Consider the following 23,608-nt stretch of genomic DNA (forward strand, 5'->3'; position numbering starts at 1 on the left):
ATTCAACCTCCCTTGGTTATTCGTTGTTGCTTGCATTTGTTGGCTTAGATTCAGCCGCTGTGGCATTATTTTCTGCTTCTTTATCAGCAGCTTTACTAATAGCGTTAACGTTAATTACGTCTTCATCATCTTCATCTAAGTCACGAAGTTCAATTTCTTTATTACCGCTATCAAGGACTTTCATATCAAGACCCAAAGCTTGTAATTCCTTAACCAATACTCGGAATGATTCGGGAACCCCTGGCTTAGGAATTGGTTCACCCTTAACAATAGCTTCATAAGTTTTAACTCGGCCAACCACGTCGTCAGACTTGTAAGTCAAGATTTCTTGCAATGTGTAGGCAGCTCCATACGCTTCAAGAGCCCAAACTTCCATTTCACCGAAACGCTGACCACCAAACTGAGCTTTACCACCAAGTGGTTGTTGAGTAACAAGTGAGTAAGGTCCAATAGAACGAGCATGGATCTTATCATCAACCATGTGGGCTAATTTCATATAGTGCATAACCCCAACAGCAATTCGTTTATCGAAAGGTTCACCGGTACGACCATCATAAACGACCGTCTTACCATCCGCATCCATTCCAGCTTCCTTAACAGCGTCCCAAATATCACTATCTTGAGCACCATCGAAAACAGGAGTAGCAATGTGAATACCTAGCTTACGAGCGGCCATTCCCAAATGAAGTTCCAATACCTGTCCGATATTCATACGAGAAGGAACCCCCATGGGACTCAACATAATGTCGATTGGTGTTCCATCTGGTAGAAATGGCATATCTTCTTCAGGAATAACAACTGAAACAGTACCCTTGTTACCATGACGACCGGCCATTTTATCCCCAACTTGAAGCTTCCGCTTTTGAGCAATATAAACCCGAATCATCTTGTTAACACCTGGTGAAAGTTCGTCGCCGTTTTCACGGGTAAAGACTTTAACGTCTTGAACAATACCGCCACCACCATGAGGTACTCGAAGTGATGTATCACGAACTTCACGTGACTTTTCACCAAAGATAGCGTGTAGCAAACGTTCTTCGGCTGATAATTCTGTAACCCCTTTAGGAGTAACTTTACCAACTAAGATATCGCCATCTTCAACTTCAGCACCAATACGGATAGTTCCGTTTTCGTCCAAGTCTTTTAAAGCTTCTTCCCCAACGTTAGGAAGTTCACGAGTCATTTCTTCAGGTCCTAATTTAGTATCCCGAGTTTCTGATTCGTATTCTTCAATATGAATTGAAGTATAAACATCGTCTTTAACTAGTCGTTCGTTAATTCCGATGGCATCTTCGAAGTTATAACCTTGCCAAGTCATGAAGGCAACAATTGGGTTTTGGCCTAGAGCTAATTCTCCGCCTTCCATTGAAGGACCATCAGCCAAAATTTCATCGTTATCTACATGATCGCCAACCTTAACGATTGGACGTTGGTTGTAGTTCTTACCACCGTTAGAACGACGGAATTTCATTAATTTGTAAGTGTCTAAGGAGCCATCTTCACGACGCACGCGGATTTCGCGAGCATCTACATATTCAACAGTTCCATCATGACGACATACCAAGGCAACCCCTGAATCGTGGGCAGCTTTATATTCGATACCAGTTCCAATTAATGGAGCGTGTGGATTAACCAAAGGAACAGCTTGACGTTGCATGTTGGCACCCATCAAAGCCCGGTTAGAATCATCGTTTTCCAAGAAAGGAATACATGCTGTTGCGACAGCAACTACTTGCTTAGGCGAAACATCCATGTAATCGACAGAATCGATACTAGTTTCAATGTTATTTGATTGAGCACGAGCCATAACTACATCGTTTACGAATGAACCATCATCGTTTAACTTAGAGTTGGCCTGGGCAATAACAAAGTTATCTTCTTCATCAGCAGTCAAATAATCAATTCGATCAGTTACCTTATGAGTGGTCCAATCAACCCGTCGATATGGTGTTTCAATAAAACCATATTTATTAACCCGAGCATAACTGGAAAGACTGTTAATCAAACCAATGTTAGGACCTTCAGGAGTTTCAATTGGACACATCCGACCATAATGAGTGTAGTGAACGTCTCGAACTTCATAACCAGCTCGATCACGAGTCAAACCACCAGGTCCAAGAGCTGATAGACGACGTTTATGAGTCAATTCACCCAACGGATTAGTTTGGTCCATGAATTGTGACAATTGTGATGAACCAAAGAATTCCTTGATTGAAGCAACTACTGGTCGAATATTAATTAATTGTTGTGGAGTAACGGTAGCAGTATCTTGGATTGACATCCGTTCTCTAACTACTCGTTCCATTCTAGTTAAACCAATTCGGAATTGATTTTGCAACAATTCACCCACTGAACGAATTCGACGGTTACCCAAGTGGTCGATATCATCAACGTTACCAATGCCTTCTTGTAAATTAAAGAAGTAGTTCATTGAAGCAATAATATCGGCTGGAGTAACATGCTTGTAATCAATATCAATATTATCGTTACCAATTACAGGAACAACTCGTTCTGGATCCTTTTCTGATTGAACCTTGATAATTTGAACTGTCATTGGTTCAGTAACCACAGCTTCTTCAGATGGATTGAAAGTGTATGCCTTAAAGTCTTTGTTATCCAAGTATGGAGACAATTTCTTCATGGCATCCTTATCAATAACATCACCCTTTTGAAGGATAATTTCACCAGTATCAGGATCGGCTAAAGTTTCAGCTAAAGTAAGACCAAGTAACCGGGTCTTTAAACTAAGCTTCTTGTTAGTCTTGTAACGACCAACTGGAGCCATATCATAACGTTTTGGATCAAAGAAACGAGCGGTTAATAAACTACGTGAAGAATCAGCAGTCTTAGGTTCACCTGGCCGCAAGCGTTCGTAAATATCTTTTAATGATTCTTCAACTCGAGAATCATCAGTATCTTTATGAACATCCTTGTCCAAGGTTAAATCAAGACTATCGTTACTACCTAAGATATCAATAATTTCTTGATCGCTACCAAATCCGAGTGCTCGAATTAATTCAGTCAACGGAATCTTACGAGTTCGATCAATTCGAACGTAAGAAATGTTTTTAGCATCCGTTTCAAATTCAAGCCATGCACCACGGTTAGGAATAAGAGTAGTACCAAAAGATACGCGACCATTCTTATCAGTATCTTGGTGGTAGTAAACCCCAGGAGAACGAACTAATTGAGAAACAATAACTCGTTCTGCCCCATTAATAATGAAAGTACCTTGTTCAGTCATTAATGGAAGATCGCCAAAAAAGACGTCTTGGGTTTTAATTTCACCAGTTTCATGGTTGGTTAACTTCAATGTAATGTGTAATGGAGCAGAGTAGTTTGCTTCATGTTCACGAGCCTCATCAACCGTATACTTAGGTTCAAGTAGTTGATAACCAACGAATTCCAATGATAATTTGCCTTGGAAGTCGTCAATTGGCATGATACCTTCGAATGTTTCGCGCAAACCATCATCTAAAAACCATTGATAGGAATCAGATTGAATCTCGATTAAGTTAGGTAAATCGAGAACTTCTTTAATTCGTGCGTAGCTCCGCCGGGTACGGTGTTTGCCATATTTAACTAAGTGTCCTGCCAAATTTTTCACCTCTCCAAATTCTTTAAACAAAACGAAATGTTACAGTTTGATTACAAATGGGATTTTTTCCCATTTAGCCGGGTTTCAAGGCAAAAAAAATCCAAAAACAAGACCTTAATCTTGCTTTTGGTTTTTATGCAGGCCGCCCGGACAATAGATCGCGCTGGCCATTTCGATTCACAATAAATACATAGTACAATATATCAAATTTAAATATCTTTGTCAACGAATTTACTCGGCCTTAACCGTCGCTTTCAAAGGTGCTTTTTTAGTATCAGGATGTTTAACGGTAATAGTTACTTTACCATTACGACCACCAATAGTAACCACATCTCCAGCACTAATTTCTTTAGTAAGTAGTTGTTCACTCAACGGATCTTCAACTTGTCCTTGGATAGCTCGGCGAATTGGACGAGCACCATATTGAGGATCATAGCCTTCAGTAGCAATCACATCTAAAGCGGTCTTGGTAATTCGAACTTTTACGTCCTGTTCTTCAATTCGTTTCTTTAATGGATTCATCATTAATTTAACGACTTGTCGTAATTCAGTTTCAGTCAATGAATGAAAGACCACTGTTTCATCAATCCGGTTTAAGAATTCTGGTCGGAAGCTGCGTCGCAAAGCCGCCTGAATGGTAGCTTTCATAGCTTCATAGCTTTCTTTAACACTTTCGTTGCCAAAACCAACCGTCTTTTGATCACGTAACGTAGTGGCACCTAGGTTAGAGGTCATAATAATGATAGTATTTCTAAAATCAATTTTACGGCCCTTAGCATCCGTCAAAAAGCCGTCATCTAACACTTGTAATAACAAGTTAAAGACATCCGGATGAGCCTTTTCTACTTCATCAAATAACACTACTGAATACGGATGTTGACGAACTTTTTCAGTAAGTTGGCCACCTTCTTCATAACCAACGTAACCAGGGGCAGAACCAACCATTCTACTAGTTGAATACTTTTCCATGTATTCGCTCATGTCAACTCGAATCATGTCATCTTCAGAGCCAAATACAGCTTCAGCTACCGCTTTGGCTAATTCGGTTTTACCAACTCCAGTAGGTCCTAAAAACATAAACGAACCAATCGGACGATTAGGATCCTTCAGGCCACTACGTGCTCGGCGAATCGCCCGCGACACTGCTGAAATAGCTTCTTCTTGTCCGATTACCCGTTTGTGCAAAATGTTTTCTAAATGAACCAAACGATCAGATTCAGTCTTAGATAATTGAGTCACTGGAACTCCAGTCCATTCAGAAACCACTTCAGCCACATCAGCTTCAGTTTCTTTTTCCGTATAATGAGTTACCGTTTCCGCACTCTTTTGATCTTCAGCTTGTTGCAATTCACTAGCTTGCTTACGAATTTGAGCAGCTAAATCAAAGTTTTGATCAATAAGCGCTTGTCCCAAATCATTCATCAAATTAGCTAGTTGAGCTTGAACTGAATCATCGCCTTCAGTCGCTTTAGTATTCATTAAACGTTCAATTCGTACTTTAGCAGCTGCCTCATCCATCAAATCAATGGCTTTATCTGGTAAGAAACGATCGCTAATATAACGACTAGATAACGTAACTGCCGCTTCAATGGCCTCATCAGTAATTTCTACTTGATGATGTTTTTCGTATTTTGGTCGAAGTCCTTTTAAAATAGCAACAGTTTCTTCAGCACTAGGTTCATCAACCATTACTTTCGCAAAACGACGTTCTAGCGCTGCATCCGATTCAATATACTTTTGGTATTCATTTAAAGTCGTAGCGCCAATTAATTGAAGCTCTCCTCGAGCTAAGGCTGGTTTTAAAATATTTGAAGCATCGATTGCGCCTTCAGCACCACCAGCCCCAATCAAAGTATGCAACTCATCGATAAAGAGAATAATATTGCCATCATTATAGATTTCTTCAATGATCTTCTTTAAACGATCTTCAAACTCACCTCGATATTTGGTTCCGGCAACTAATGATCCCATATCAAGCATCATCAAACGCTTATTTTTCATATCACTAGGAACATCACCGGCAACAATGCGAGCTGCTAAACCTTCAGCAATGGCGGTTTTACCAACTCCAGGTTCTCCAATCAATACCGGATTATTTTTAGTCCGACGAGCTAAAATTTGAATAACACGTTTAACTTCTTTATCTCGGCCCACAGTAGGATCTAGTCGATCTTTTCGAGCTGATTCAGTTAAGTCCCGTGCTAAGGAGTCTAGGGTTGGAGTCCCTTCTTCTTTAGCTGTCTTAGCGTTGCGGTTAGGTCGGCTATTGCCAAACGCTTTACCGCTAACTCCCATTTTACGTAAGGTTACTTTACGAACATCACTTAATTTTAGACCTAAGTTAATCAGAATCCGTGAAGACAAAATGGTTTCATCGGTTAACAAAGCTAATAAAATATGTTCGGTACCAACCTTTGGTACTCCGTTTTTACGAGCAAAATCCATCGCCAAATCAAGCATTTCTTTAGCTTTAGGAGAATATGGCAAGTAACTGTTTTGATCTAGGCCAATCAAATCCCCGTATCCAGCAAAACGTTCAATTTCTTCTCTAACTTCATCAGCATTAATTGCAAACTGATCCAGAGTTTTATAAGCAATCCCATTTTGTTCTAGTAATAAACCTAACAATAAATGTTCGGTTCCTACTGCTTGATGTTTATAGTGTTTAGCTTCGTTTTGGGCAAATTCCAATACGTTTTTAGCACTTGGTGTAAATAAATTATTCATTTAAGCCCTCGCTTTCTACTTCTCATACCGTAAGTGGTTTAAGACTGAAATCATGACGTTTGCTCGCATTACTTCGGTTAAATCATTATCCGCATTATACGCATTCTTATCAACCACAGCTAAAATAATATTAGCTTCACGTCGATCAATCAAACCACCTTCATAGAGTGTTTTAACAATTGCTTCGCCGTCATGTAGACTTAAACGATTACCAATTCCTTCAATTAAAACATCCAATACATCACAGTCATCAAGCAAATTAGCTTTTTCGATGCGGATATAGCCACCTCCACCACGTTTACTTTCAACGATATAGCCATTTTGAATAGTAAACCTGGTGTTAATTACATAGTTAATTTGAGATGGCACTACATCAAAAAGGCCGGCGATTTCTGAACGGCGAATCTCAATCTGCTCATTATCGGCCAAGATTTCTTTTAAATACTGCTCTATTAAGTCAGAAATATTTTTCCCCGTCATTTCGTCACCACCCATCTTTGACTAATATTGACTATTATTATACGAAACTGGGAACAAATTGCAATCATTTAAAATCAGTTAAACAAAAAAAGCGGCCGGCTTAAGCGGTCCGCTAGTTTTTATTTCTGATTAATCGGGAAAACAAGATTTGAACTTGCGACCCCTACGTCCCGAACGTAGTGCTCTACCAAGCTGAGCTACTTCCCGATGGAACAATTTCAAATATACCACAAATCATATTATTTTCAAATTTAGACACAAAAAAATCGGGAAGACAGGATTCGAACCTGCGACCCCCTGGTCCCAAACCAGGTGCTCTACCAAGCTGAGCTACTTCCCGAAAAAATAAAAAATGCACCCAGTAGGAGTCGAACCTACAACCTTCTGATTCGTAGTCAGACACTCTATCCAGTTGCGCTATGGGTGCAAAATATAAATATTCAATTACGTTATCCAAGGGACAACAAAAGCGGAAGACGGGATTCGAACCCGCGACCCCCACCATGGCAAGGTGGTGCTCTACCACTGAGCTACTTCCGCATAATGCCGACTAGACGATTCGAACGCCCGACCTCCTCATTACTAGTGAGATGCTCTACCAACTGAGCTAAGTCGGCAAAAGTAACATATAAATATAAAATTGAAGCAATGCGGGCGAAGGGATTCGAACCCCCACGTCATAAGACACTAGAACCTAAATCTAGCGCGTCTGCCAGTTCCGCCACGCCCGCAGAAGAAAACTGGCGATGAGCCGTGGCAGCCTCGAACTGCCGACCCTCTGATTAAAAGTCAGATGCTCTACCAACTGAGCTAACGGCTCAGATGGAGGATACAGGGATCGAACCTGTGACCTCCTGCTTGTAAGGCAGATGCTCTCCCAGCTGAGCTAATCCTCCATTTGATGTCCTCAAGACAACTATTAAATAATATCATTAACGCAAATGTTTGTCAATAATTATTTTTTAAATAGTTGTCGAATCATTGCCACCAACGTTTTCAACAAAAAATATTATATCGTATATTCGGTCGTTTGACTAGCTTTTTTTCAAAAAAAATTCCAGAACACTAAAAAGTGCCCTGGAATTAAGGTTTTAAGCTTGTTTTTCAATTTTTTCCATGCCGTGCATATATGGTCGTAAGACCTCAGGTACTGTAACGCTACCATCTTCATTTTGGTAGTTTTCCAAAATAGCTGCCACGGCTCGACCGACAGCTAAGCCAGATCCATTTAAGGTGTGCACAAATTGTAGCTTACCGTTTTCATCACGATACTGCATGTGGGAACGACGAGCTTGAAAATCAGTTGTGTTAGAACAACTAGAAATCTCGCGGTAACGGTCTTGAGCTGGGAACCAAACTTCTAAATCATGAGTCATCGCTGCCGTAAAACTCATATCACTAGTAGTGAGCGTAATAACATGATATGGCAATCCTAGTAGTTCTAATAATTTACCGGCATGATCAGTCAATTCTTGCAAAGCTTGCCATGATTGATCAGGTTTGGTGATTTTGACCATTTCGACCTTATTAAATTGATGTAAACGAATCAGTCCCTTGGTATCTCGACCAGCACTACCGGCTTCAGACCGAAAAGCTGGTGATAATGCCGTCATTGAAATAGGGAGTTGTTCTTCTGGAATAACTTCATTTCTGTAATAGTTAACCAATGGTACTTCTGCAGTTGGAATTAAGGTTAAATCATCACCTTCAACTTGATAACCGGCCTTCGTTTCTAAAAACTTCGGAAATTGGCCAGTACCGTACATTGAATCAGCATTTACCATATAAGGAGTAATCATTTCCCGATAACCAGCCGCCGAGTTCTGATCTAAGAAGAAATTATAAACGGCCCGTTCTAACAGTGCCCCATCGCCAACATAATATACAAAACGGCTCCCTGATACTTTAGCGGCACGTTCAAAGTTTAGGATTCCTAAATCTTCACCAATTTCCCAATGTTCCTTAGGTTTAAATTGTAGTTTAGTAACTTCGCCCACTTTTTTAACTTCTACGGCACCCTCTTCAGTTAAACTAACCGGTACTCCTTCAGCAGGTATATTAGGTAAATGAGCTGCCATGTTATTTTCTTTTTCATCCACCATTCGTAATTGTTCATCTAATTCCTTAATGTCCGCTCCCACTTGACGCATTGCGGCAATCGCTTCACTGGCATCTTCTTTATTACGCTTAGCTTGTGAAATTTGATCAGAAACTTCATTACGTTTAGCTTTTAAGCTTTCTGACTTAACAATCAAGTCCCGGCGTTGTTCATCTACCGCCAATAGTTCATCAATAGTTTCTTCACTAATGTTACGGGTAGCTAATTTTTCTTTAATAAAATCTGGTCGTTGGCGAATCATTTTAATATCTAACATCGGTTCTTCCTCCCTTAATTGCAAAAAATGAAAACAAAAAAGGACCCTCGTCATTGGGACGAAGGATCCTTTTCGCGGTACCACCCAAGTTCTCAACCTAAAGTTAAGCCCTCAAATGATAACGGTCATTAGCCGTGCGACATTACTCGCCCGTTTAATTGTACTGGAATATTCGATAGCAACTCACACCAACCGCTGCCTCTCTGTCATCTACTTTGTAGGTACAAAACGTTTTTATTACTCAAATTATAACTAAACTCAATGGGCTTGACAAGCTAATTGAGACCAATTTCATTAATTCGTTGATCGATTAATGCCAATACCGCATCCCGATCTTTTTCATTTTCCACAAAGTCATAATGGTCGCCATCAATTTGCATCTTAGGTGACTTATCATACTGTGCGTACCAGTCATTATAACGTTGATTCAAATCGCGATAATATTCATATAAGCTAGGATCAGCATCAATTTGTTCATAAGAGCGCCCCCGCTTTTGAATACGTTCCAACATAGTATCAAAGGAGATATTAATGTGAATCAATAAATCAGGGTTCTTAGAACGAGGAGTATCCGGCAATTCTTGCATCATATTTTGAAGCAATGAATCATAAATTTGTACCTCGGTATCCGTTGCTCGCCCTAAATCAGCATTTAAGTGAAAAAGTAGTGAATCTTCAAAAATAGATCGATCCATCACACTTTCATTATTCGACCAAGCCGCTTTAATGTCATCTAGCCGGCGATTTAGAAAATCAATTTGAAGTAAAAAAGCGTATTTTTGTGGATCTTTATAAAATAATGGCAAAATTTGGTTATCATCTACTGATTCATAATATGCAGGCGTGTGTAAGTGATCGGACAACATATGAGTTAATGAAGTCTTTCCCGCGCCAATAGTTCCGGCAAGTACAAGCATTGTAGGTAGTCTCCTTTAAATAAGTGAAATAAAACAACACAATATATTGTACTAGTTAGTAGACAATCACGCAATATCTTGCGATTAATTATTTAATCTCGGGAGCATCCACTACTTCAATATTGTCCATACCACCGTAGATATCAAACCATGGCGTTGCATTAGCTGCCAAAATTTCTTTTAAGTCCAGCACGTTTTGAGTCCCTTTGTGTTGTAGCCAGTCAATTAAACCAGCTTCACCATCTTTAGCATAAACGTTAATGCCATCACGCCAAGTAGCGCGACCACTCAAGACACCAGAAAACTTAACGCCAGCACTACCAGCCAAACGCAATTCTCGTTGAAATACCGGAGTTGGCACACCGGCACTTAAGAAGATAAATGGTCTAGTAGCTGCGTCGCTTAACTCTTTTAAGTAACCCTTCACTTCTTCTTCAGTATAAGCATATTCGCCCCCGTCATTCCATTCCTTCACATACTTAGGATTAAAGGGCATTTCCATCTTCAAGACGCTAACGTGATATTCATCCTTAGTGTATTCCTTCATGGCATCAATCACCATCCGGGGTTTTTCACGAGCAAATTCAATTGAATCGCTAGCATAATCATCATCGTAAGTAACGATTTCAAAGAAAGTAGGTACTTGAGCAGCTAGGGCTTCGGTACCGTAACGTTGAGTGAAGGCCTTTTTAATCTGATTAACCTCTGCTTTATCTTTAGTATTAAGATAAATCAACACCTTCAAAGCATCGGCCCCTTGCTCTACCATAATCTGGGCTGATTGGTTATCAATCAAACTAGGAAGTCGTCCAGGTGTATCAGCATCATAACCAGTCTTTTCATAAGACATAATTAAACCAGTTTCCGGGGCTTTAGCCTTAATTCCTTCAAATCCCATTTGTTCATCTAATAAAATAGCAGAACTCTTAGGACTAAGTACTTTGGAAACTAACTTTTTGAAATCATAAACCATTTGCATTGAAAATGGTTTGCCATTATCAGCAGCAGCTTGTTTCATCATTTTAACTAAAGAACCCCGTTGATCCAAAGCTAAAGCATCAATAATACCTTCATCATTAGCAACACGTTGCATTCGTTCAAAAACTTGCTTTGTCATAATTTTTTTCATTTTATCCACCTCGTGTAATAAATTATACCAATTAATAGCATTGTACCAAATAAACGCTTTCAGATGCAAATATTTAGGGGTTTTAACCAAAAAAAATCTAGCCAAAATGGCTAGACCAATTTCTTATTTATTTTTTCCAGTTAAATCAGTTTCTTCATGAGTAGAAGAAATATCCATCTCATCTAACGGTACCACATGAGTATGATGCTTAATCTTATACCAGAGGTAAAGGCCAACTACTAATGGCACTCCAATATAGGTAACTAAAATTTCCTTCCAATCAAAGTTAGCAAAAGCTGCTGGATCTTGACCAACAATCACCAAAATACATAAAATCAAGCAAAGAATAGGACCAAATGGGAACCATTTAGCATGATACTTCAACTCACTGACTTTATGCCCTTGTTTAACAAAAGCTCGGCGAAAACGGTAATGAGAAATCGCAATTCCAAACCAAGCAATAAAACCAGTCAAACCAGAGGCCGCTACTAACCAAAGGTAAATTTGAGGACCAGCAAAACTGGAAATAAAGGTAAGTGATGCTACTAACGTTGTAATCGCCAATGCTCGCACCGGAATTCCATTTTTAGCTGTTTTAGCCAAAGATTTGGGTGCAAAACCAGTATTAGCTAGTGAGTAAAGCATCCGAGTAGAAGCATACATTCCAGAGTTAGCAGAAGACAATACTGCCGTTAAAATAACTGCATTCATGACACTAGCCGCTGTCGCTAATCCAGCTCGTTGAAAGACAATCGTAAACGGACTAATTGCGATATCACTAGCTGAAGAACCTAGTAAATCAGGGCTTGTGTAAGGAATGATGGCAGCAATTACAAAAATGGCAAAAATATAAAATAGAATAATTCGCCAAAAGACTTCATGAATTGCTTTAGGAACACTGTGTTCGGGATCTTGAGATTCACCCGCAGTAATTCCTACTAATTCTGTTCCTTGAAATGAAAATCCAGCCACAACGAAAACGCTAATAATAGCTGGCACGCCACCAACAAATGGTGCTTTCTTGTAAGTAAAATTACTTAAACCAGTCTCGTGACCACCCATAATTCCAAAAATGGTCAAAACACCGACAACCAAGAAGATTAGAACGGTAATTACTTTGACCGCCGACATCCAAAATTCAGTTTCACCAAATGTGGAAACTGACATTGCATTAATCAATACAATTAAAATTAAAGCAACCGTACTCCAAATCCATGACGGAACATCTGGCAACCAAAACTTCATTACCAAAGAAACTGTACTAACATCAATAGCAACCGTAATCGCCCAGTTAAACCAATAATTCCACCCCATGGCAAATCCAAGGGCGGGATCAACATACTTGCCGGCGTAAGCGGCAAAAGATCCTGATACTGGCATGTTGGTTGCCATTTCACCTAAACTGGTCATTAAAAAATAAACCATTATCCCCATTAATCCATACGCAATTAATGCACCACCGGGGCCTGCAGTACTAATCGCTGAGCCACTGGCTACAAATAAGCCAGTTCCAATACATCCACCTAAGGCAATCATGGAGATATGCCGGGCTTTTAACCCCCGCTTCACTTCAGTATTACTCACGGCTTCTTCGTCAATTGTTCGTTCCTTCATATTGATGACCTCCCAAATTCGAAGGTACCCAATCCGTAAAGAAAGAAACTAATTTCAAGGTCGGGAAAAAAGTCCTGGAAATTTCTTTATTTCTCAGGTAACACTTCCTGATAATGAACTACAACAATTTTTTTGTCCTTTCAGACAAGGGTAAGCATCTCTTTCTCAAAAATGCTTTGACGAACATTTATCCAGTCTCTATCACCGGTTTTTACCCAACTCCAGATTCCATCAATGTTGCTCGCACTGTATTGAATTTTTACATTCGAAGAAAGTATAGCCCGAAAAAATTTGATTTACAAGTAAAAAAATTCACTTAACCTGATACCGATACATATCAATAACTTGATGGTGATAGTCATCAAAATTATGTTCAAAGAGTTCAAATCCTAACTTAACTAATACTCGGCTTGAAGCTGGGTTATCTGGTCGAACCTCGGCCCACAAAATAAGTTCCGGATGTTGGCGCCAGACCCGGTTTAAAAACAATTTAAGTGCCGAGGTCATAACTTGTTGATTCCACCACTGCTCGCTTAAAAAGTAATTCAACTCCCAATTAAGAAAATCTGGTGCCCCAGTAGCGGTAATTTTATTCGACCAAGTGATTATTCCCACCAATTGGTTATTAACTTCAATCCCTAAAACATGACCATTGTTTAATAATTGTTCCAGTAACTTTTGAGCGGCAGTAACATCGGATATTACTTCTATTTGAGCTGCTTGAGCGACTGCTTTTTGCGTCACAATATTATAAAAAGCCGACATATCTTTTTGAATCAGTGATCTTAATTTTATTTGAGCCATTATTAACCTTTCCTAACTAAATAAAGATGATGACCCATATCGGCACCATCTTTATTTTAATATTTATTGCCACCTATTAATGGCCATTCATTCAGTTTAGGTGCTAAACGAGGATACAAGTTTTCTGCAAACAACAACCAAGTGTAAGCAACCAATGCCGCCCCCAATGTATCAGAAGGATAGTGAGCATTTAAATATACCCGAGACATCATCACCAAAATCATTACCATTACAATGATCACTTTTAAAACAAACTGTTTCGTGGCCGATTGAATTAACGGAACCACCATAATCCAAATGACCGCTAAAACGATGAACATTCCCAATACGTGACCACTGGGAAAACTAAAACCGTCGTCACTCTTTAAATGATCAATAGGACGAGCCCGTCGAATAACATTTTTCACCAAGAATCCTACTACGTCAGCTCCAGCCAGAGTCAAAATACTCCACAATGCTGGAATACGATAATGAAATCCCCAAAGAAAGAAGGCAATAATAAAGATCCAAATGATATCTAGTGTAGGTGAAGCTAGAAAAGATACCATCGTGTAAAAAGTATTCAAAAAACCACTCGGACTTTTTTGAACTGCTGTGACTACCATCGAATCTAGAAATTCTGCATAGCCAAAGTTCATTTTTACTACGAAGGCTAGTAAAACCGTAAAAATCAAACTAACGAAAAATTTCGCGGTTCGATTGCCGTCTTTTTCAATAATCATATGTATAAATCTCCTTATTCAACTTAATCCTAATTTTACCATAATCCCGTTAGGACAATTAGGTTCATGCTCTATTTTAAGTTTTCTTTGTATTTTAAAAATCAAATAAAAAGCCGAGAACAATTTCTCAGCTTCTTTTAAAAATACTTCTATACGCTTTAATTTGTTGCCAAACTCGAAAGACCCCTTCAGCAGCAATGAAGCCCAAAGCAATTGAACCAGAAATCCAAACTAATTGGGCCGCATATAGCCCTAATAAATGAGAATCACCGACCGTAAAACTTTTGACTACTAAGTAGGCCTGACTTCCTGGAACCAACGGAACTAATCCTGGAACATCAAAAACAATACTGGGGATTTTCATGATGCGCGCCATGATCATCGAAAAGAGACCAATCGCCATAGCCCCACAAAAATTAGAAATGCCTAATCCGGCAGATGGTAGCAAACTAACCAAATAATAAACCAGCCAGCCAACTACCCCACTTAAACCAGCAACGTTAAACGCACGCAATGGTAGGTTAACAATCATCCCAAAGCCAACTCCGGCCAAATAAACGCAAATTACTTTGATAATTAATGTCATCATGTTTGCGTCCTCCTAGAATAAATGTAAGCCTACTGCAACACCAAAGCCTAACGCACAAGCACTAATTAGCGCTTCTACTCCTCGAGCCGGTCCACTAACTAAATTACCCGCCAACAAATCTCGAACAGCGTTGGTTAGTGGAATACCTGGTAACAACGGCATAACACTACCGATAATTAAATCATCCATATTATGAGCCCAACCGATTCGTACCATCAAAGCGGAAATCCCCGCCAATAAAAAGGCCGAGCTAAATTCACTCACAAAACGAATATTGAAATAACGATTCATAAAATAAAAGAAAACCCAAGTGATCGCAGCGACTGCGCAAGCCGGTAAAGCATCAATCACGTTATCTCTAAAAACCACTACTAGTGGTCCACTAACTAAGATGGCTCCTAAGACCTGCATTTTTAATGAAAAGAAATCATTTTGAATATCAGTTAATTGTAACTGTTGATAAAAAGTTTCAATATTAATTTGTTCCGCCGCAAATTTACGTGATAAATCATTGACTTTAACGACTTTAGTTAAATTAAAACTGCGTTTATTGACGTTAATCATTTGAGCTGGAATGTTAGGGTCAGTCGAAGACACCATGATCATGGTTACCGTGATATAAGCGTTAATAGACTTCATCTTAGCATTATGACCAATACGATAAATAGTATCTTCCACCCGTTGCAGATCAGAACCGTTTTCCACCATAATCTTGCCAGCTAGCAAACAGGTATTAATCACTAGTTGATAGTACGATTGATTTTCAACACTCGCCATATTTGCACCAGCCTTACTTAACAAAAATATAATGAGAAGCTTTGTAGCCAACCGTAATCACTGAATTATCAGCAGTTTTACGCATCTTAACTGCCCCTTCAAAGGCATCATGATCCAAAATTTCAATTTGATCACCAATGTGTAAATCAACTTCTCCTAAATAATTCAAGAAATCATAGTTATCAATAAACCGGGCTACTTCATAAACATGACCTACTTGAGCATCGTCTAGCCCAATATGATCCTCTTCTAAATAATCACCTTCTCGGCTAGGGATTACCCCGCCGTGAGGACACTTAATTGGATTACCCAAATAATCATCTAAGTGATCAATCATTTCATCACTGGTGACGTGTTCTAACTTCTCGGCCTCTTTATGGACATCTTGTAAATCAAATTTTAATTCGCGATTTAAAAATACTTCCCATAATCGATGCTTTCTAACCAACTCTTCGGCATATTCAACCCCTTTATCGGTTAACTTAACCCCCGAGTAAGGTTTATGCGTGACAAAATTTTCGGTCAACATTTTATTGACCATTTCAGTTACTGACCCAGCGGCAACGTTTAAACTAATTGCTATTTTTTTATTACTAATCATTTTATTGGCTCCGCCCAGCTCAAAAATAATTTTTAAATAATCTTCTTTCATCGGGGTCATAATCATTTTCTCCTATATCATCTACATTAACTACTAAGGCAGGTCCTTACCTTGATCATAAATCATTTTCTCATGAACGCCCCGCTTAGCTTCTGCTTGAATCGTCACGTGACTCACTTCGTATTTGTCAGCAAGTACTTCATCAATTTCTCGATAAATAGTTTCAGCCTCACTAATACACATATCTTCTTTTAAATTAACGTGTAATGAAACAATTAAATTATGTTCATCAATTTGCCAAGCATGGATATGATGAACCCCTAATACATTATCTAATTTCATCAAGTCAGCCTTCATACCATGATAATCGATATCTGCTGGGGCTTCTTCCATTAAAATTTTAAAAGTTTGTCTAATAATTGGCGCTGCTTCGTAAATAATGTACAAAGCCACAATAATCGTGATGGCCGGATCTACTAAGGTCCAATTATAAAGTTGAATTAATATCCCACCGATAATAATAGCTACCGATGACAAAGCATCACTCATAATATGAAGATAAGTGGCTTTCATATTCAAATTTTTTTGAGCGCCGGCATTCAACAATACCGCTGATAATACGTTAGCTAGTAACCCAACGATAGAAACAATCAGCATCATCTTACCGTTGATTGGTTCCGGGTGAGAAATCCGTTGAATGGCTTCCACTACTAATCCCACACAGATCATAATTAAAACAATTGAATTTAAAAAGGCTACGATAATTTGAGCGCGGCGATAACCATACGTACTTTTGCTATCTTGCGGTTTTTTACTGATTCGGTGGGCTACATAACTAAAAGCAATGGCGGCTGAATCACTCAGATTATGAAATGCATCAGATACCAATGACAAGCTACCAGATAAGCCTCCACCAATAAATTCCACTACCGTAATTAAAATATTTAACGTTGTTACCCAAAAGAAGCGTTGGCCACTTACAGTTGAGTCTCCGTGGGTATGTTTGCCCATAAAAGCACCTCCACTCTAAAATTATTATCGCATTTAAAGTGGGGTTTTGCTATACCCTCAAGAAATTATTCGGTATTTTTAAGTTAACCTAAGATTATTGTTACAAAAGCAAAAAATCGGGGATACAAAAGTATCCCCGATTAGAATCGAACCGCTGACGATGGTTTAATTAAATTTTACTTCGTTTATTATCGGAGTCTAATTCGGTCTTAGACCAAATTATCCAAGTGCGCTGTTTGCACCATTAAAAATGAAACTAAGGTTTCACAAAACCCATTTTAAAAACGACATTGAAATTAATCGAAAAATCATCAGCGATTCGTTCTTGCAGTAAGACTATCACCATTTAAGTTGATAAACAATTTATTTGTTTTTAATTCAAGTGACAGTGTTTAATTACATGCTTTAATTCGTCAACTGAAGTTCCATTGCCTACAAAACACTGAATCATATCCAGCCAATAACTATCGGAATCATCAAATAATAATTCGCTATCGCCAGCTACCTTGGTTGGTAATAATCCGGCCGTCACGTATTCACGAATTTGTTCCGGGGCGATATTTACCTTCTCAGCAAACTCCTCTAGCGTCCATTTCATCACAATTACCTCTACTTATCTTACGTCTTATAAACAACTATTAAGCGTATTCTACAACCAACCATTTTAAAAGACAAGCTTAATCTTCGACCATCCGCCAGTCACCTTCTGCAGCTTTAGAAATCTGGTTTAAGAAATGTAACAGCCCCTGGGCTTCCTTTTCGTGATCTTGACTTAAAAGATTTAATCCAGCCCCAGTATTCATGGGATTACTTAACGCAAAATTACCATCAGTTTGATCACCGGTAGAAAATGCCATAACTGTATCACCGGTATCAATCTTAGTAACAATAAAAAACAAACTAAAATCATCATCTTCCGTCATGTAAGCTGGCATAGCCCAAACATCTTCGGCAATTTCAGCTAGTTCAAATTGACCGTATTTATAATCCTTATGATTAGCTTGTGTAATCGGTGTCGTTAACACAAACATCATGTTATCAAATACTGGATCACCCAACTTAATATTATCTTCCATTTTATGGTTACCTCTAATTAATTATATTTTAAATACGAAAAATGGCCTCCCTATGATTGCTAGGGCCTGGCCAAAAAATTCATCTTTTTTATTCTACTACTAAATTAAGCAAATACGAGCTCGGAAACTTTCTTTTGCATATGATAATACATATGTTCACCAATCATTTGGGTACCGACCGTTTCAAAACCGGAGCGCTCATATAATTTTTTAGCAGCTGGATTTTCAAAATCAACGTTTAGCCCAATCACGTCTTTACCGTCATTTTTAGCCAAAGTAGGTACCGTCTTTAACAACTTACTTCCAATTCCTTGGCCTTGATATTTAGGTGCCACCGCAATCGAGTCCAAATACCATTCATCCCCTAAAGTTTCATTATCCGGAATGTAAGGTTCTTTGAAATCTGCACTTTGCTGAGACAAACTACGCATCACAGAATTAATTGCCTCTTCATTTTCGCTAGGGTAACCAAACATGACCCCAGCAACTTGGCCATCGACCTCGGCCACCACCGTCGCAGCTTTATCAAATAAATACGTATCTGTTTGATAAGCCTTAGTGATGACCTTGGCTAAACCAGAGTCAGAGACATCTCCTAAATCCTCTAATTGCATTTCTTCAAAAATAATATCAATTAACGGGGCGATTTGACCGGCGTCAGTTGATCGTGCATTTCTAATCGTTATCACAAAAATCCTCCTAGTTTTAGTTTCACCACTTGATAATGAGTAGTGAACTAGTACTTTACTGGATTTATGGATTTTTGTCAAAAAAAGCTTATGGTTTCGGTTAGCAATTTACTTATTCTTTACTTTTAGTTTGTAAGTCATCTATTTCTGTTCGAATTTGACTTAGAATTTCAATTTGAATTTTTTGAATTTCCATTGTGTGCGGAATTTGTCGTTGGGTTAAATTATCGAGTTTAGCATGTAAAATTCGTAATTCATGCTCTGATTTCAAATTAACATGGTAGTCATTTTCTGAGTCCATTCGGTCACGATCCGCCGCCCGATTTTGGCTCATCATGATAATTGGTGCTTGTACTGCAGCCACACAGCTCAATACTAAATTCAATAAAATAAAGGGATATTTATCAAAATGAACCCCAAATAACCCCAATCCATTGACTAACATCCAGCCCACTAAAACAAAGACAAAAATACCAATAAACCCCCAGCTACCACCGAAATGGGCTACCGCATCAGAAATTCTTTGACCAAAAGTTAAGCTACGATTGAGATGCTCATTTACATCAATAATGTCATAATCATCATTTTCTAAAGCCTTCGTCAAACGCTTATTGATTTTTTGAGATTGCTTAATATCTGCCGCAATCAGACTGTTAACGCGCAATAATTGATACTTTAATAAATGATGGTTACAGATAAAATCAGTCACTTTGGCTTTGGGAAAATCGGTTTTAATTAAATTACGGGTACTAGTATCCAGCTGTTGCAAAACCACACCTTCAGTGATCGGATACGTTACCTGATCTACGATACATTGTCTTGTTTCAGCCATTTTTATCTTCTCCAATCTATTGTTACTTGGTTAATTTAGCCATTAACGGTTTAGGTTGTATTTTTTGTGTAGCTAGGTATTGCTTCAAATCCTCAGGTAATGGACTAATCATGTTAATTTGTTGACCACTAAACGGATCTACAAATTCCAATTGGTAAGCATGTAAAGCTTGATGTTTAATTACCATCACCTTTTTACCACCATAAAGTTCATCGCCCAACAATGGATGATTGATACTTTGAAAATGCGCTCTAATTTGGTGTGTTCTTCCAGTATGCAACTTCACCTTCACAATTGTGGCATCCGTTAATTCTTCCATTTTCCAGTATTCCGTTTGAGCTGGTTTACCAGTTTCAGTAATGATTTGATTATAACCTGCTGGATTTTTGGCAAGTGGCGCATCAATCATTCCATGATCATCTAAACCAGTACCACTAACAATGGCTACGTAACTTTTGTTAATATCATGATTTTCTTGCATCATGTTAGCCAAACTATTAGCTAAACGATGTCGAGCCACTAAGACTACCCCACTAGTATCTCGATCTAGTCGCGTAATAATATGGGGTACTAAATTATCACTGTTAATATCTTGCCAATGACCCTTAACCCGATTAACCAAAGTATCTGCACGATTGCTAGGTCCGGGAACTGAAGTTAATCCCACTGGTTTATCTACAACTAACCAATTTTCATCTTCCATTAATACCATCAAAGGTTGCTTACTTACAGCTACACTGGCGTCAGCCTCTTCTGCTGGTAAATCAATTGTTACCGTTGCTTGCGCGGGTACTTCACTGCCAAACGGTATCTTGATGTCGTTAATAAACACATAATCATTAGTTGCTCTTAACTCATGATACATCCGGTGGCTAATACCTTGTTGATTCAAAAAACGTTTTAACCCTATTGTTTGATCACTGTTATTTTGTAAAGTAAATTTCACGGTTCTCTCCTATATTATTCGTTCAAACATGATTAAGTCATGTGCCCGAATTCCATTTTCATAAATTGGTTGGCGGTAGTTAGCAAAAAAGTTGGGCCGAATGGCAGCAAAACGAAATCCTAGTTTTTGATAAAAACTAAAATTAGTAATACTGGAATTAGCTGTTCCTACGACCATTTTAGTATACCCTTTTTGGTGGTAGCGCTGCATCATCTCATTAATCGCATAACTAGCCAAACCACGATTACGATAATCGGGTAACACAGCCACATTTTTTAATTCTATTGTTTGAGTATCCACCGCTACAAAAGCTAATACGCCCAGTTGATCCAATCCCACCGTAATTTCATACAAATCGGCTTGCCTTATGTATTTTTTCACTTGTGTTTGATCCGGATCCGCCATGAGCAATAAACCCTTAATTAATTGGGATGAAACGTCAGTATTTTGTATATTTATTTGCATTTTTACGCCTCCAATTCACTTTGATTGACATCGTTTTCACAAATGTTACACTTACGTTAGTATCCGGTTATTAATCCAAATATAAAATAAAGGAGCCTGTAATTATGAAGGTAGTTGTAATTGGTTGTACACACGCTGGAACATTTGCGATTAAACAAATTCTAGCGGAACATCCTGATGCTTCAGTAACAGTTTACGAAAAAAATGATAATATTTCTTTCCTATCTTGTGGGATTGCGCTTTATTTAGGTAAACAAATTGATGATCCTCAAGGTTTATTTTACTCCAGTCCTAAAGAATTAAAAGATTTAGGGGCCGAAGTGAAAATGTTACATAAAGTTACTGACGTTGATCTTGATAATAAAACAGTAACCGTCAATAACCTGGACAAAGAAGAAACCATCACCGATAGTTACGACAAATTGGTCGTTACTACTGGTTCTTGGCCCATCATCCCACCAATCAAGGGCATTGATAATAACAAAGTTTATCTTTGCAAGAACTGGAACCATGCCAAAGAATTATTCGATGTGGCTGCTGATGCAAAGCGAATCACAGTAATTGGCGCTGGTTACATTGGTGCTGAACTAGCCGAAGCTTATAGTCGTACTAACCATGACGTCACCTTAATCGATGGTGCCGATCGAGTTATGCCAAAATATTTCAATAAAGAAATGACCGATATTATCGAAAAAGATTATACCGACCATGGTGTTACCTTAGGCTTAGGTGAATTAGTGCAAGAAATCAGTGGCGATGATGTTTTAACCGTCAAAACTAATAAACACGAATACGAAACTGACTTAGTTATTCTTTGTGTTGGTTTCAGACCTAATACCGAACTATTTAAAGGCAAGTTGGACATGTTGAAAAATGGTGCTTTGATCACTAATGATTACATGCAAACTTCTGATCCTGACGTGTTTGGTGCCGGTGATAGTGTAGCTGTTCACTACAATCCAACCCACATTAACGCTTATATTCCATTGGCAACTAACGCGGTTCGCCAAGGTATCTTAGTGGGTAAAAATATCGAAAAGCCTACCGTTAAATACATGGGAACTCAATCCACTTCCGGCTTAATGTTATACGAACGAACCGCCGCTTCTACTGGTTTAACGATTGAAGCTGCTAAACAACAAGGCATGAAGAATGCTCGTGAAGTGCGCTTAACTGATAACTATCGTCCAGAATTTATGCGCACCACGACTCCAGTAGTGATGTCATTAACTTACGATGCTGATACTAGAAAGATTCTTGGTGGTGCACTAATGAGTCTTTATGATGTTTCTCAATCAGCTAATACCCTATCAGTTATGATTCAAAATGGTAATACTATTGATGATCTCGCTATGGTTGATATGTTATTCCAACCACAATTTGATCGACCTTTCAATTACCTTAACGAATTAGGTCAAGCAGCACAAGCTCAAGAAGCTAACAAATAAATAAATCAAAAGGATCTGGTTAAAAACCAGATCCTTTTTTATTGAGCACTCATTATTGTTAATTCATCAAGAGTTTTTCCCTGATCATTATGAAGTACCTGCCAACTATTGGTACCACCAAAGTATAAAAATAGTCCGACTTCGTTCACACTTTTTAAGCTGACATCTTTAGTAGTAATAAAATCACTAAAGTCGTTTTTATGCTCTTCACGTAATTGTTGTGCAAACCGGGCGCTAAAACCAACCTCACCGTTTTTATTTAAAGGAACTTTAGAAGCCAGTTGCGCACCAGCCTTAATAACTAACTGATTTCTTTTTTGCCAATAAACTATCGCTTGACTGCCGTTATAGTCTACGTAAAACGGCATTGTAGCTAGTTGTTGATTAAATCGATGAGTGGCCTTCCCCTTTTTGGGTGCCTTAACTGCAGCAGATTTAATGCCCAATAACGCTAACAACTGCCACCAATGGCTAAACTGCGAGTTTTGAGTATTTTGTAACTCTGCATCACTTCCGTAACCGGTTGATTAGCTACTTGAATGGCAACAATTCTTTCAGCCTTAATTTTTAACGGCTTAGTACTAATCACTGCAGTGCCATCAGATTGTACAAATAAATAGGTAGCTTGTTTGGGAAGTGGACTAATTGTTGTTTGAATCGTTAACGTCACATCTTTATCCTGTAGCACTAATTGTTGCTTTTCATTAGTTAATTTTATTGTCATAATAATTCCCCACTGAATTTGCGTCATTTTATTTTAATAATAACCTATTTCAATCCTAAATAGCAGATTAAGGTATACATCCAC

22 protein-coding genes and 8 tRNA genes are annotated in these 23,608 nt (G+C 38.5%); 1 reads left to right on the forward strand and 29 read right to left on the reverse strand.

What is annotated here, in order from left to right:
- Window positions 1-16: 16 nt before the first annotated feature.
- From rpoB to HII32_RS01190, 27 genes are all read right to left on the reverse strand, one after another.
- Window positions 17-3,598 carry a DNA-directed RNA polymerase subunit beta gene (gene rpoB, locus HII32_RS01060; RefSeq protein WP_216655610.1) on the reverse strand — a complete coding sequence of 1,194 codons (3,582 nt, stop codon included), beginning with the start codon at window positions 3,596-3,598 and terminating at the stop codon, window positions 17-19.
- 231 nt (window positions 3,599-3,829) lie between these two features.
- The gene (locus tag HII32_RS01065) at window positions 3,830-6,325 is read right to left on the reverse strand and encodes an ATP-dependent Clp protease ATP-binding subunit (protein ID WP_172187468.1); all 2,496 of its coding nucleotides are present in this window, start codon (window positions 6,323-6,325) and stop codon (window positions 3,830-3,832) included.
- 15 nt (window positions 6,326-6,340) lie between these two features.
- A complete protein-coding gene (locus tag HII32_RS01070) occupies window positions 6,341-6,805 on the reverse strand; it encodes a CtsR family transcriptional regulator (protein WP_172187470.1) in 465 nt (154 codons plus the stop codon).
- A 133-nt stretch (window positions 6,806-6,938) separates the two neighbouring features.
- A tRNA-Pro gene (locus HII32_RS01075) sits at window positions 6,939-7,012 on the reverse strand.
- A gap of 59 nt (window positions 7,013-7,071) precedes the next feature.
- Window positions 7,072-7,145 (reverse strand) — tRNA-Pro (locus HII32_RS01080).
- Window positions 7,146-7,158: 13 nt separating this feature from the next.
- Window positions 7,159-7,232: transfer RNA gene (locus HII32_RS01085), tRNA-Arg, on the reverse strand.
- Window positions 7,233-7,273: 41 nt separating this feature from the next.
- Window positions 7,274-7,345, reverse strand: a tRNA-Gly gene (locus HII32_RS01090).
- 4 nt (window positions 7,346-7,349) lie between these two features.
- Window positions 7,350-7,422: transfer RNA gene (locus tag HII32_RS01095), tRNA-Thr, on the reverse strand.
- A 32-nt stretch (window positions 7,423-7,454) separates the two neighbouring features.
- A tRNA-Leu gene (locus tag HII32_RS01100) sits at window positions 7,455-7,536 on the reverse strand.
- A 16-nt stretch (window positions 7,537-7,552) separates the two neighbouring features.
- A tRNA-Lys gene (locus tag HII32_RS01105) sits at window positions 7,553-7,625 on the reverse strand.
- Window positions 7,626-7,628: 3 nt separating this feature from the next.
- A tRNA-Val gene (locus HII32_RS01110) sits at window positions 7,629-7,701 on the reverse strand.
- 195 nt (window positions 7,702-7,896) lie between these two features.
- Window positions 7,897-9,180, reverse strand: a complete 1,284-nt coding sequence (gene serS, locus HII32_RS01115; protein ID WP_172187472.1) for a serine--tRNA ligase — start codon at window positions 9,178-9,180, stop codon at window positions 7,897-7,899.
- A gap of 275 nt (window positions 9,181-9,455) precedes the next feature.
- Complete coding sequence (locus HII32_RS01120) at window positions 9,456-10,097, reverse strand: deoxynucleoside kinase (protein ID WP_172187473.1); 642 nt, start codon at window positions 10,095-10,097, stop codon at window positions 9,456-9,458.
- Window positions 10,098-10,185: 88 nt separating this feature from the next.
- The gene (locus tag HII32_RS01125) at window positions 10,186-11,226 is read right to left on the reverse strand and encodes a tagatose 1,6-diphosphate aldolase (RefSeq protein ID WP_172187475.1); all 1,041 of its coding nucleotides are present in this window, start codon (window positions 11,224-11,226) and stop codon (window positions 10,186-10,188) included.
- A gap of 123 nt (window positions 11,227-11,349) precedes the next feature.
- The gene (locus HII32_RS01130; protein ID WP_172187477.1) at window positions 11,350-12,840 is read right to left on the reverse strand and encodes an amino acid permease; all 1,491 of its coding nucleotides are present in this window, start codon (window positions 12,838-12,840) and stop codon (window positions 11,350-11,352) included.
- Window positions 12,841-13,152: 312 nt separating this feature from the next.
- Window positions 13,153-13,644, reverse strand: a complete 492-nt coding sequence (locus tag HII32_RS01135) for a GNAT family N-acetyltransferase (protein WP_172187479.1) — start codon at window positions 13,642-13,644, stop codon at window positions 13,153-13,155.
- A 56-nt stretch (window positions 13,645-13,700) separates the two neighbouring features.
- The gene (locus HII32_RS01140; protein ID WP_172187481.1) at window positions 13,701-14,366 is read right to left on the reverse strand and encodes a phosphatase PAP2 family protein; all 666 of its coding nucleotides are present in this window, start codon (window positions 14,364-14,366) and stop codon (window positions 13,701-13,703) included.
- 127 nt (window positions 14,367-14,493) lie between these two features.
- Complete coding sequence (locus tag HII32_RS01145) at window positions 14,494-14,955, reverse strand: threonine/serine exporter family protein (protein WP_172187483.1); 462 nt, start codon at window positions 14,953-14,955, stop codon at window positions 14,494-14,496.
- Between the two features lie 12 nt (window positions 14,956-14,967).
- On the reverse strand, window positions 14,968-15,732 hold the full coding sequence (locus tag HII32_RS01150; protein WP_172187485.1) for a threonine/serine exporter family protein: 765 nt from the start codon (window positions 15,730-15,732) through the stop codon (window positions 14,968-14,970).
- A 13-nt stretch (window positions 15,733-15,745) separates the two neighbouring features.
- Window positions 15,746-16,393 (reverse strand): metal-dependent transcriptional regulator, encoded by a 648-nt coding sequence (locus tag HII32_RS01155; RefSeq protein WP_172187487.1) that lies wholly within the window; start codon window positions 16,391-16,393, stop codon window positions 15,746-15,748.
- Between the two features lie 33 nt (window positions 16,394-16,426).
- Window positions 16,427-17,344, reverse strand: a complete 918-nt coding sequence (locus HII32_RS01160) for a cation diffusion facilitator family transporter (RefSeq protein ID WP_172187489.1) — start codon at window positions 17,342-17,344, stop codon at window positions 16,427-16,429.
- A 373-nt stretch (window positions 17,345-17,717) separates the two neighbouring features.
- Window positions 17,718-17,942 (reverse strand): helix-turn-helix domain-containing protein, encoded by a 225-nt coding sequence (locus HII32_RS01165; protein ID WP_216655611.1) that lies wholly within the window; start codon window positions 17,940-17,942, stop codon window positions 17,718-17,720.
- Between the two features lie 79 nt (window positions 17,943-18,021).
- Window positions 18,022-18,420: a hypothetical protein gene (locus HII32_RS01170; protein ID WP_172187493.1), complete on the reverse strand. Its 399-nt coding sequence runs from the start codon at window positions 18,418-18,420 to the stop codon at window positions 18,022-18,024.
- A 104-nt stretch (window positions 18,421-18,524) separates the two neighbouring features.
- Complete coding sequence (locus HII32_RS01175) at window positions 18,525-19,109, reverse strand: GNAT family N-acetyltransferase (RefSeq protein ID WP_172187495.1); 585 nt, start codon at window positions 19,107-19,109, stop codon at window positions 18,525-18,527.
- Between the two features lie 112 nt (window positions 19,110-19,221).
- Complete coding sequence (locus tag HII32_RS01180; RefSeq protein WP_172187497.1) at window positions 19,222-19,941, reverse strand: DUF1003 domain-containing protein; 720 nt, start codon at window positions 19,939-19,941, stop codon at window positions 19,222-19,224.
- Between the two features lie 22 nt (window positions 19,942-19,963).
- On the reverse strand, window positions 19,964-20,887 hold the full coding sequence (locus HII32_RS01185) for an RluA family pseudouridine synthase (protein ID WP_343034634.1): 924 nt from the start codon (window positions 20,885-20,887) through the stop codon (window positions 19,964-19,966).
- Window positions 20,888-20,896: 9 nt separating this feature from the next.
- Complete coding sequence (locus HII32_RS01190) at window positions 20,897-21,352, reverse strand: GNAT family N-acetyltransferase (protein ID WP_172187499.1); 456 nt, start codon at window positions 21,350-21,352, stop codon at window positions 20,897-20,899.
- Between the two features lie 104 nt (window positions 21,353-21,456).
- Here HII32_RS01190 and HII32_RS01195 point away from each other — a divergent pair, with 104 nt between their 5' ends.
- Complete coding sequence (locus HII32_RS01195) at window positions 21,457-22,800, forward strand: FAD-dependent oxidoreductase (protein WP_172187501.1); 1,344 nt, start codon at window positions 21,457-21,459, stop codon at window positions 22,798-22,800.
- A 38-nt stretch (window positions 22,801-22,838) separates the two neighbouring features.
- On the opposite strand, the gene HII32_RS01200 is transcribed toward HII32_RS01195, so the two are convergent.
- Both HII32_RS01200 and HII32_RS01205 read right to left on the reverse strand, forming a co-directional pair.
- On the reverse strand, window positions 22,839-23,246 hold the full coding sequence (locus HII32_RS01200) for a hypothetical protein (RefSeq protein WP_172187502.1): 408 nt from the start codon (window positions 23,244-23,246) through the stop codon (window positions 22,839-22,841).
- A 5-nt stretch (window positions 23,247-23,251) separates the two neighbouring features.
- Window positions 23,252-23,524, reverse strand: a complete 273-nt coding sequence (locus HII32_RS01205; RefSeq protein ID WP_172187504.1) for a hypothetical protein — start codon at window positions 23,522-23,524, stop codon at window positions 23,252-23,254.
- Window positions 23,525-23,608: the final 84 nt, after the last annotated feature.

The organism is Lentilactobacillus kribbianus, assembly GCF_013184075.1.
GTDB lineage: Bacteria > Bacillota > Bacilli > Lactobacillales > Lactobacillaceae > Lentilactobacillus > Lentilactobacillus kribbianus.

Coding starts and splice junctions, on each gene's coding strand:
- HII32_RS01130 (WP_172187477.1), bottom strand. CDS start 12,840: ATGAAGGAACGAACAATTGACGAAGAAGCCGTGAGTAATACTGAAGTG.
- HII32_RS01125 (WP_172187475.1), bottom strand. CDS start 11,226: ATGAAAAAAATTATGACAAAGCAAGTTTTTGAACGAATGCAACGTGTT.
- HII32_RS01140 (WP_172187481.1), bottom strand. CDS start 14,366: ATGATTATTGAAAAAGACGGCAATCGAACCGCGAAATTTTTCGTTAGT.
- HII32_RS01145 (WP_172187483.1), bottom strand. CDS start 14,955: ATGATGACATTAATTATCAAAGTAATTTGCGTTTATTTGGCCGGAGTT.
- HII32_RS01205 (WP_172187504.1), bottom strand. CDS start 23,524: ATGACAATAAAATTAACTAATGAAAAGCAACAATTAGTGCTACAGGAT.
- HII32_RS01150 (WP_172187485.1), bottom strand. CDS start 15,732: ATGGCGAGTGTTGAAAATCAATCGTACTATCAACTAGTGATTAATACC.
- HII32_RS01170 (WP_172187493.1), bottom strand. CDS start 18,420: ATGGAAGATAATATTAAGTTGGGTGATCCAGTATTTGATAACATGATG.
- HII32_RS01180 (WP_172187497.1), bottom strand. CDS start 19,941: ATGGCTGAAACAAGACAATGTATCGTAGATCAGGTAACGTATCCGATC.
- HII32_RS01165 (WP_216655611.1), bottom strand. CDS start 17,942: ATGAAATGGACGCTAGAGGAGTTTGCTGAGAAGGTAAATATCGCCCCG.
- HII32_RS01190 (WP_172187499.1), bottom strand. CDS start 21,352: ATGCAAATAAATATACAAAATACTGACGTTTCATCCCAATTAATTAAG.
- HII32_RS01135 (WP_172187479.1), bottom strand. CDS start 13,644: ATGGCTCAAATAAAATTAAGATCACTGATTCAAAAAGATATGTCGGCT.
- HII32_RS01195 (WP_172187501.1), top strand. CDS start 21,457: ATGAAGGTAGTTGTAATTGGTTGTACACACGCTGGAACATTTGCGATT.
- HII32_RS01160 (WP_172187489.1), bottom strand. CDS start 17,344: ATGGGCAAACATACCCACGGAGACTCAACTGTAAGTGGCCAACGCTTC.
- HII32_RS01120 (WP_172187473.1), bottom strand. CDS start 10,097: ATGCTTGTACTTGCCGGAACTATTGGCGCGGGAAAGACTTCATTAACT.
- HII32_RS01155 (WP_172187487.1), bottom strand. CDS start 16,393: ATGACCCCGATGAAAGAAGATTATTTAAAAATTATTTTTGAGCTGGGC.
- serS (WP_172187472.1), bottom strand. CDS start 9,180: ATGTTAGATATTAAAATGATTCGCCAACGACCAGATTTTATTAAAGAA.
- HII32_RS01070 (WP_172187470.1), bottom strand. CDS start 6,805: ATGACGGGGAAAAATATTTCTGACTTAATAGAGCAGTATTTAAAAGAA.
- HII32_RS01065 (WP_172187468.1), bottom strand. CDS start 6,325: ATGAATAATTTATTTACACCAAGTGCTAAAAACGTATTGGAATTTGCC.